Below are 9,302 nucleotides of genomic sequence, written 5' to 3' on the forward strand. Positions count from 1 at the left end.
GCGAAAAATTTACTACAAAGATAGAGTCTCCTCGCCCAAAGCTGACTATCACGCCAATAGCGCGCAAGTGTTCTCAGAGCTGGCGTATGACGTGAAGCTGGATCAGATCAATATTGAACCTTACCTGGGACTCTCTTATACCCGTCTGGACGTCGCCAAAATCTCCGAGGAAAAAGAGCTTTTCTCCCTGTCAGGAAAACGGGAAGCAAAGGACATTTACGCCGGGACGTTAGGGGCGCGCATCAACTACTCTATTCAATACACGGATAACCTCAGCGTTAACTTTCAGACCGGTGCGGGGTTGAAACACACGTTTTCTGACCTTTCCTCGAACACCGATATGAGCTTTCGATCCCATGGCAATGATTTCAGCGTCGCAGGTCTGCCATTGAAGCGAAATGTTGTGCAACTGAATGCAAAGGTTGCCTTGCAAACCAAGGGTGGACTTTCCGTGGGGCTGGACTATCAGGCTGAAAAAGCAAGCGGTATGCGAGATCAATCTGTGTCGGCATACGGTTCATGGGAGTTTTGATCCGGTCTATTTCACCGTACTCAAACTGCCGATAAACAAAAACGCCGCTCATGGCTGAGCGGCGTTTTTGTTGCTGGCAAAAGTGGGTCGACCCACTTCACTCAGCGCTCACGCAACGCCTCTCGCGCCTTGTTGAATGGCTTGACCAAGTAGCTGAGCACCGTCTTTGATCCGGTCTTGATATCCACCGTGGCGATCATTCCCGGGGCGATGGGGAACTGCTTGCCCGCCTTGTTTTGTAGAGAGCTGGAATGGGTACGAATAAACACTCGGTAGTAGTAGTTTTCCGGCTTGACCTTGTCCTGGATGGTGTCGGGAGAAATCGTCACCACCTGGCCATCCAGCCCACCATAGATCGAGTAGTCATAGGCGGTGATTTTTACCTTGGCCGCCTGATCCGGGTGAATAAAGGCAATGTCCCGCGGTGAAATACGCGTTTCGATCAACAGCTGATCGTCCACCGGCACAATCTGCATCAACCGACCGTTGGGAGAAACAACCCCGCCGATGGTCGTCACCTCGATACCCTTCACGATGCCTCGTACCGGTGACAACACCGTCATGCGGTTCAACGAGTCTTCGCGCCCACGAATGACCGCGCTCAGCGAACTGATCTCAGCCCGAGCCTTGGTCAGTTCCTCACTCGCCTGCACCTGGAAGGCCGACCGCAGCTCAGTCATCTTGAGTTGAAGCTCGCTGCGCTGGCGTTGGAGGCGAAACACCTCTACATCGCTGGCCACGCCTTGACTGGCCAGTGTCTGGGTAATACGAAGTTCGCGATCCACCAGTTGAAGAGACTGATTGACCCCCGACAATGACTCTTTGAGCCGGTTGGTGCGCTCGCGGTGGAGCCGGGTTTCACGAGTGATCAACTCCGGGTATTGCAACAGCTCGTCAGGAAAACTCAGTGCTGTACCACTGACTTCTGCCTGCAAGCGCGTGGCACTGGCCAGCACCGCACGGTAGCGCGCTGTACTTTCCTCGACATTGGATTGGGTCTTGGTCGCGTCCAATTGGGCCAGGACCTGCCCCACCTCCACCAGATCTCCCTCGGCAACCTTGAGTTCAGCCAGGATGCCACCTTCCAGCGATTGAATGATTTGCTCATGGGAACTGGGGATCACTTTGCCATCGCCTTTGGAGACCTCATCAAGCGGCGAGAAATACGCCCAGGCACCCAAGACCAGGAACAACAGCAGCACCGTGTTGATCATCCGGGTTGCGTGGCTCAGCGCTGCATCGTCCGCCGGGTCCATCGACTCAATTCGCGAGCGCTTGGCCGCCTTGCGCCGCAAGTGGGCTTTTACATACTGGAAACTAGGCATTCGAGTCAGCTCCGGGAGTGCTGTCTGTACGTGCTCGACTGAGCAGGCTGATCGCGCGATCCTTGGGTTCATCCAGCACGATGCGCCCTTCATCCACGACGATGATTCGGTTGACCAGTGCCAATAGCGCTGGCCGATGCGTTGCAATCAACAGGGTCTTGCCCTGGGCCCAGGCATCCAGGTGTTCCAGGAACAACTGTTCGGTGCCTTCATCCAGTGATGAGGTGGGCTCATCCAGCAGCAGGACATTGGGCTGGCGAAGCAGTAGGCGAGCCAATAACAGCGCCTGTTTCTGGCCACCCGACAAGCCAAGCCCACCCTCCATGATCAAGTGGTCAAGCCCGGTGGGCAGTTTCTCGACAAAGACGTTGGCGCCGGTTAACGCCAGCGCCGTGAGCATTTCCTGGTCTGCGGCCAGGGGTGCGCCCAGCTGCAGGTTCTCCCGAATCGTGCCGTGGAACAGGCGCGCATCCTGGGTCAACAACGCCACATCCCGCCGCAGATCCGCCGGGTCCAGATGATTGAGGCGTACACCGTCCAGGCTGACGGCGCCACTGCGCACATCGACACCGCCAACCAATGCCTGGAGCAAGGTCGACTTGCCCGCACCATTGCGCCCCAGTACGGCAATCCGTTCGCCGGCCCTGACACTCAATGTCTCGACCTGCAACACCGGGCTGTCTTCGCCGTAGGCAAATTTCGCCTGACTCAGTTCATAGTCGCCGTACAAATGCTGGCGATGCACCTTGTGCGCATGTTCCGGGTGATCGGTGGGCAGTTGCATCAGTTTGTCCAGGCCGTCCAGCGCAGTTTTGGCCTGCTGCCAGCGGATGATCACCTGGGTCAACATGGCCATCGGCGCCATCATGCGCGAACCCAGAATGGAGGCGGCCACTAACGCACCGGTAGTCAGCTCCCCTGCCATCACCATCGGTGCGCCGAAGAAGATCACCAACGCAAAGACCAGGGTCTGTACCGACTGCGACCAATACTGCAAACGATGGGTCAAGGCCTTGAGCCGCAAGTTCGCGCTGGCGGTTGTGGAGTTGTAATGGTTCCAACTCAGTTGAAATTTCTGCTCGGCCTGCAACGCCTTGACGTCGTCGAGCCCCTGGATAGTTTCCACCAGCAATGCATTGCGCAGGCTCGACTCTCTCAATGCCTCGTTGGCCAGGCGCCCCAGCTTGCCCTGGCACAGCAGGCCCGGGCCGATCATCAGCACCAGGGCGAACAGCGGGATCAGCCCCAACGGCCCCACCAGCATCCAGAACACCGCCAGAAACAACAGGAAAAATGGCAGGTCTGCCAACGCGGTAATAGTGCTGGAGGTAATCAGCTCGCGAATCTGTTCCAGCTCGCGCACCTGGGAAATGAACGTGCCGGTAGATCGCGGCCGTGCCGAGTTACGCAAGCGGATGGCGTGCCCGAAGACCTTGTCCGACAGCCGCGTGTCGGCGCGCTTGCCCAACAGGTCTGTCAAGTGGGAGCGGGCATTGCGCATCATGAAATCGAAGCCGGCCGCGATCAGCACGCCGATAAACAATACATACAGGGTCGGCATCGAACCCGCCGGAACTACCCGGTCGTAGGTCTGCATGGAAAACAGGATCCCGGCCAGGCCCAGCAGGTTGACCAACAGCGACGCGAACATTACGTAACGGTAGGACTTCAGGTCCAGCAGGATGACGTCTTTGAACCAGTTCTTGTCGTAGGGTTTGATGTAGGCATCGACCCGTACATCCGCACGATTGCCCGTCGGGCGTAGCAGGATCACCCGGCGGCACTTTTGCACCAGCTCCTCACGGGAGAGCAGCGTCGGTAAGCCGTGATCGCCACTGAGCTTGACCTGCAACTGCCCCTCCACTCGCACCCCTTGGATCAGCGCAAGCTGGCCATCCAGCAACTGCACCAGCAGCGGCATGCGCCATTGGGTCAGGTCGCCGTCCTGCAGTTCGTCGTCAACCTTGACCGACAACCCCAGGTGCTTGGCGATGGCATACAACTGATCATCGCCATGGGCGGAGTTCTGCCAGGCCGCAGTCAAGCGGGCGTCCTCAGGCGAGAAATTCAGGTTGTAATGCCGAGCTACCAACAACAACATTTCCAGCCAAGGCGGCGAAACATCCTGCGGAGCGCCCTTTGGTGCAGCTTCAAAATTCAGGCTCATAACAGGTACCCGGTATGTTTTTCATCACGCCCGACAACCGCCCAACAACCCGCAGTATCGTCAAAGACGGCATACCCAATTTCACCCTGAACAGGTCGCGCCCCCACTAAGGAGCACACTCGCTGAACTTCCATTAACCCTATCGCCAGCCACAACATGGCCATCACGCAGGCAACGCCATTGCGCGAACTTAAAATTCGAAACATAAGTAATACCTGCAAAAAGAATCCCGGGCCTTTCAGCCCGGGATTTTGTTATGACACCTTAAACCACCGAAATACCGCTCTGAACCCAAACCTCCTGTTTGGTCACCGCGTCGATGTAGTGCAGATAGTCATTGCCGTTGTGGGCAGTTTTTTGACCATCGGCTTTCCATGAATCAGGAAGATCCAACGTACTGCCAGCCGTCAACGCGGGACTGTCGGTCTTCATCAGGTCTTCCCACTTCACTTTCAGTGGCTGTTCCGATGTACTGGTCTTGGGTTGCAAGCTGACCAGTTTGCTCAGATCCAGCTTCTGCTCCGACGTCGTGTTGAGCGACGGCAACGCGTTTTTACTCGCCATTTCCGGTGCCGCCTGGCTGTCGTCGATCTGCGCATCCAGTACAGGATCAGGCATCACCAGAGGCGTAGTGGTGATGTCGTTCAACGCTGTCACCGTCTTGAAGTCGGCGATATGCACATTGAGCGTCGAGGTGACAGTCTCTCCGTTGTCATGCTTGAGGACATACTTGAACACATCCGTTTCGTTCAACACATCCAGGCTGAGTTTTGGCGTGTAAATGAACTTCCCATCCTTGGTCACCTCCAGCCGCCCGAACTTGCCATCAATCGATTGGGTAAACGTGTCCCCCATGTTCTTGTCGTTGACCTTCATCACCTTGACCGCATCAATAGTTTGGCCACGATCAGCGCGCAACAAATTACCGGCGACGGAGTAAGCCTTGATATTGACGTCAAGCTCCCCTGTTCGAGTTTGATCCCATACGTTTTTGGCCGTAAAGATAAACCTCTCCGTCTCTCCCTTATCAAAGTTCGGATTGGTATCTTGTATATATTTATATTTTCCGTCAGCCGCAACGATCAGTGATCCATACTTACCCTTCAGCACAACATCAACCAGATCATTAACGCTAGTACTTCCGACTGTCAACATCTTCTCAACTGGCTCGCCATCCTTCAGCACAAACTTACCGTAGATAGTTTTATCCGGGTAGCCGCCAACAAAAGACTCTTTCTTAACGCTGACTCCAATGCTAGTTATACCCAAGCCGACAGCTTCGAAATTCCTGACCACCGCGCGGTACTCGCCAGGCGTTTCGAAAGTGATACCGACCCCGGCTTTCCAGCCGACATTCAATTCTGAAATATTAAAGAATCCGCCAGTGCTGTCACTTCTGACTTCATGCCATGAGCCATCCACCCATTTTTCCAGCCCAACACCATTAAAGTTACCAACAGCAATGCTCCATGCCTTGGATGTTTGAAATCCAAGGGTGACCTTCTCGTCTTTGCCCACCTCAAACTTAAAAGTTTGAGACGCAGTATTACCACCCAACAGGTCGATGAGGAGATTGAATAGGCCGGTCCCTACAGTGACGAAGTTAGCATTATCGTTGATGGACTCACCCTCTACGTCAGGATTAATAAACTGCCCGACATTCACATCCGTCACTTGTGACACTAACTGGAACGGAGCAATCACCGATACGGGTGTCGATAACAACTTGCCATCGGTAGAAGCCGAGTATACATCCAGTTTTGCGCCCCCGGATGCAACCGGATTGATCACCACCTTGTAGTTGCCGTTTGCATCGACGGGCGTGGTCTGCCCCAACTGTTTGCCCGCAGCATCCTTGACCACGATATGGGTGTTAGGCACAGCCTTGCCGGAGATCTCTTTGCCGTCAGAGCTGATCAACGCCTCCAGCGGCGGCGCAAGCTGGCCGTTCGCCAGCGGTACAACGAGCACCTTAGGCAGTGACTGGGCCTCTCCCGATTGCGCTACAACCGAAAGCAGACTGCCAGGTGTTTGTTTTGCAATGTCCACGTTGAACTTGCCGGTACTGTCGGCCTGAACAGGCGCTCCCAGCACCTGACCATCCGGACCTTTGACCGTGACGATAGCCTTGGCCTTGGTGATGCCGGTAATTTTGGTACCTGTGGCGTCTATCTGAGCCTGGAGCTTGAGCGGCGGGATCTCAATGTCCGGGGTTTGCACAAAGGCCGGTGCAGACTCAAGCCCTTTCCCTTGCGCGGTGACCGCCAAAGTCGTCTCGCCCGGCTGTCGAGGAATAGTGACCGCAAACGTCCCGTCCGGCTTGACCACACCTGAACCGATGTCCTCGTTCTGATCATTCTTGACCCGAATGACGTCACCCGGCTGGCCCTTGCCTGTGACCTTGGTGCCCGCATCAACGATAGCAACCTCGGTCGGTGTATTGGAGACGACGTAAGGGGTCATCACCGTTTCCGAGCCGGACTCCTTGCCCTTGTGCTGCAAGGCCACATTAAGCAGTTGCCCGCCCTGTTGAGGCGCAATCGATACCTCGAAGGTGCCATCCGGTTTGACAATACCCTTGCCGATGACGGTCTTGTCATCCGGTGCCTTGACCAGAACGACGGCGTTGGGAGCCCCCTTACCCAGCACTTTGGTGCCAGTTGCATCGACACTTAGATCGAAAGGCTTCGGCGGCGCGCCATCGGCAACCATAGGAGTGGCCAACTTCGCAGGCAGCGAGGTTTTCTGGCCCTCGATGGCTGTCAGCTCAAGCAGCGAGCCGCCAGGTTGCGCAACGATGTTGGCCGAGAAGTAACCACTCTGATCAACCGTGAAAGTGCCCAGGTCCTTACCTGTGTCCTTATTGATGATCTTGACGCTCTGCCCGGACTTGGCCTTGCCCAATATGCGCACGCCACTCGGGCTGATGCTCAGCTCGGTAGGCGGCAGTGGGCGATCCTTATCAACCACGGGAGCAGTGACCTCCACGGCAGGTGAGGATTCGCCCTTGTGATTGGCGACCAGGCTCAGAACGGCACCGCTTTGCGGTACAGCCTTGAGGGCTATCACTGCCACGCCATCCTTGCTCACGACGCCACTGCTCAATACTGTTCCAGCGGCATCCTTGACCTGGATAATGTCGCCCGGTTTGCCCTTGGCGGTAATTTTGCCGTCGTTATTGAACGCCGCTTCCCGAGGCGCCAATACCGGTACGGTGATTGGCGCAGGCGCCGAGGTTTCAGTGCCAACGCGGAGCACACCCTCAAGGGCCTCGCTGCTGGCAATGGACGGCAAGGTAAGGCTGCCCTTGCCTTGTGCATTGAGCGGTACACTGACGGTTGTACCGTCCGGCAGTTTAATGTCCACCGTACTCTGGGGTTTGCCTTCAACCGCCACAGTGCCCGTGAGTGCATCCACCACGCCAAACGTTGGTTTGAGCAATGGAACACTGACCGCAACCGAAGGCGCGGAGACCTCTTTACCCATGGTCTGCACGGCAGAAACAGCCTGCCCACCGGCTGTCGCCGGGAGCTGGAGTACCCCCTTACCTTGACTGTCCAACGTCACTGGCTGGCCAATGGATTTGCCGGCACTGTCCTTCAACTGCACGGACGCCAACGGCTTGCCTTCAACCGCCACCTTGCCGGTCTGCGGGTCGACGGCATTGAGTACCGGTGCCAGCAGCGGCACCTGGATCGCCGCCGAAGGCAGTGAAGACTCACCATTGACCTTCTGCACCGCGCTGATGAGCTGCCCGCTCATCGCCTGTGGAAGCTGGACCTGGCCCTGCCCCAGCGCGTCGAGGACTACTGGCGCGCCAATCGGCTTGCCCGTGTTGTCCTGCAACTGCACGCTGGCGCCTGGTTTGCCGCTGATGTCCAGTTTGCCGGTTTGTGGGTCGGTGGTGCCCAGCGTCGGTTTCATTGGCGCAATGGCAACCGCGTTGCTGGCAGCCGATTGGACCTTGTTGAACGTTTGGGTAACCTTGACGCTCTCGCCGCCCAGACTGGCTGGAACACTGATCGCACCCTTGCCTTGCGGGTCCAGGGTCAAGGCTGCGCCTACCGGTTTGCCGTCTTTGTCCTGCAACTGTACGGTCGCGCCGGGCTTGCCGGTGACTGCAAGTTTTTCGGTCTGGCGATCAAACGTTCCCACTTCCACTGTGAACAGCGGGATATCCACTGACTCTTCCGGCGACTTGTTGCCAGCATTCTTGACGACGGCAAAGAACCTTTCGCCACTCAAAGCCTGGGAAAGCACAAACTCGCCATCTCCATTGTCGTCGAGCTTGGTTTGACCGACCATGACGCCGGCTGCATTGCTTAACTCAACGGTGGCATTTGGCATGCCCACGACATTCAGAGTGTCATCATTCAAGGTCAGGTCCGGGGCAAACAGCGGCACCTCAACCGCCGAAGAAGTTTCCGAGCCCAAAATTTTTGCCAGAGCCGACTTCTTAAGGACAATCAATGTCTCGTCTTGAGAGCCAGTTCGTGCCGAGAAAGAAACACTGTCAGCCCCTGTATGGAAGGCAACAATCTTCTGCCCGGAAGCATTTGATTTCAACTGGACCGAAGCATTGCCGTCGCTATCAAACTTCCCTGTGGCGTAGCTCGGTTTGCCCCCCTCTCTCACGACTTCAAAACTGGTGTTCGGCTTACCGATCAAGGCGACCATCTTGGAACCCGTAACGAACGGCATAAATTCCGGCGCCAGAAGTGGAATCGCTACCGATGCAGGTACAGACTCCTGACCGTTTACCGCCTGGGTCAGCGTAAAACCTTGATCGCTCCATTTCGGCGAAAGTTTTATCGTCCCGTTACCTTGTGCATCCAGAGTCACAGGCGCGCCCACCGCCGTTCCGCTCGGGTCCTTCAGTTGTACGGTTGCGCCTGGCTTCCCTACTACTTCCACCAGGTTTTTCTGTTTATCGACCGTGCCCAACACTGGCTTAAGCAGCGGAATTTCGGCCAATGCAGGCGGAGATTGCTTGTCACCGACTTTGGCAACCACACTCACCGGCTCGCCGCCCACGCTTTGTGGCAGCTTGATCACGCCCTGGCCTTTTTCATCGAGGATGACCGGGGTACCAACGGGCTTACCGTCCTTGTCCAGCAGCTGTACAGTCGCCCCCGGCTTGCCCGTTACTGGCAACTCGCCCTTGTCGGTGTCAACGGTACCCAAGGTCGGCTTGAGCAATGGAATCTCAACCGCCGCGACCGGCGAAGTCTGGCCATTGGCCTTGGCCACTAGACCAATCTCCTGCCCCACCACACCT

4 protein-coding genes are annotated in these 9,302 nt (G+C 56.5%); 1 reads left to right on the plus strand and 3 read right to left on the minus strand.

What is annotated here, in order from left to right:
- Positions 1–532: autotransporter outer membrane beta-barrel domain-containing protein (locus tag GIW04_RS23595; RefSeq protein ID WP_236479244.1), on the plus strand; the 532-nt coding region annotated here is incomplete at its 5' end.
- A 101-nt stretch (positions 533–633) separates the two neighbouring features.
- Here the strand turns inward: GIW04_RS23595 and GIW04_RS23600 are convergent.
- The 3 genes from GIW04_RS23600 to GIW04_RS31335 form a co-directional block, all read right to left on the minus strand.
- Positions 634–1,788 (minus strand): HlyD family type I secretion periplasmic adaptor subunit, encoded by a 1,155-nt coding sequence (locus tag GIW04_RS23600; RefSeq protein ID WP_120248379.1) that lies wholly within the window; start codon positions 1,786–1,788, stop codon positions 634–636.
- Positions 1,789–1,849: 61 nt separating this feature from the next.
- Positions 1,850–4,024 carry a type I secretion system permease/ATPase gene (locus tag GIW04_RS23605; protein WP_120248371.1) on the minus strand — a complete coding sequence of 725 codons (2,175 nt, stop codon included), beginning with the start codon at positions 4,022–4,024 and terminating at the stop codon, positions 1,850–1,852.
- 264 nt (positions 4,025–4,288) lie between these two features.
- Complete coding sequence (locus GIW04_RS31335; protein WP_236479245.1) at positions 4,289–9,274, minus strand: Ig-like domain-containing protein; 4,986 nt, start codon at positions 9,272–9,274, stop codon at positions 4,289–4,291.
- Positions 9,275–9,302: the final 28 nt, after the last annotated feature.

It is taken from the genome of Pseudomonas sp. PA-4-8C (assembly GCF_021606625.1).
Taxonomy (GTDB): domain Bacteria; phylum Pseudomonadota; class Gammaproteobacteria; order Pseudomonadales; family Pseudomonadaceae; genus Aquipseudomonas; species Aquipseudomonas lactis.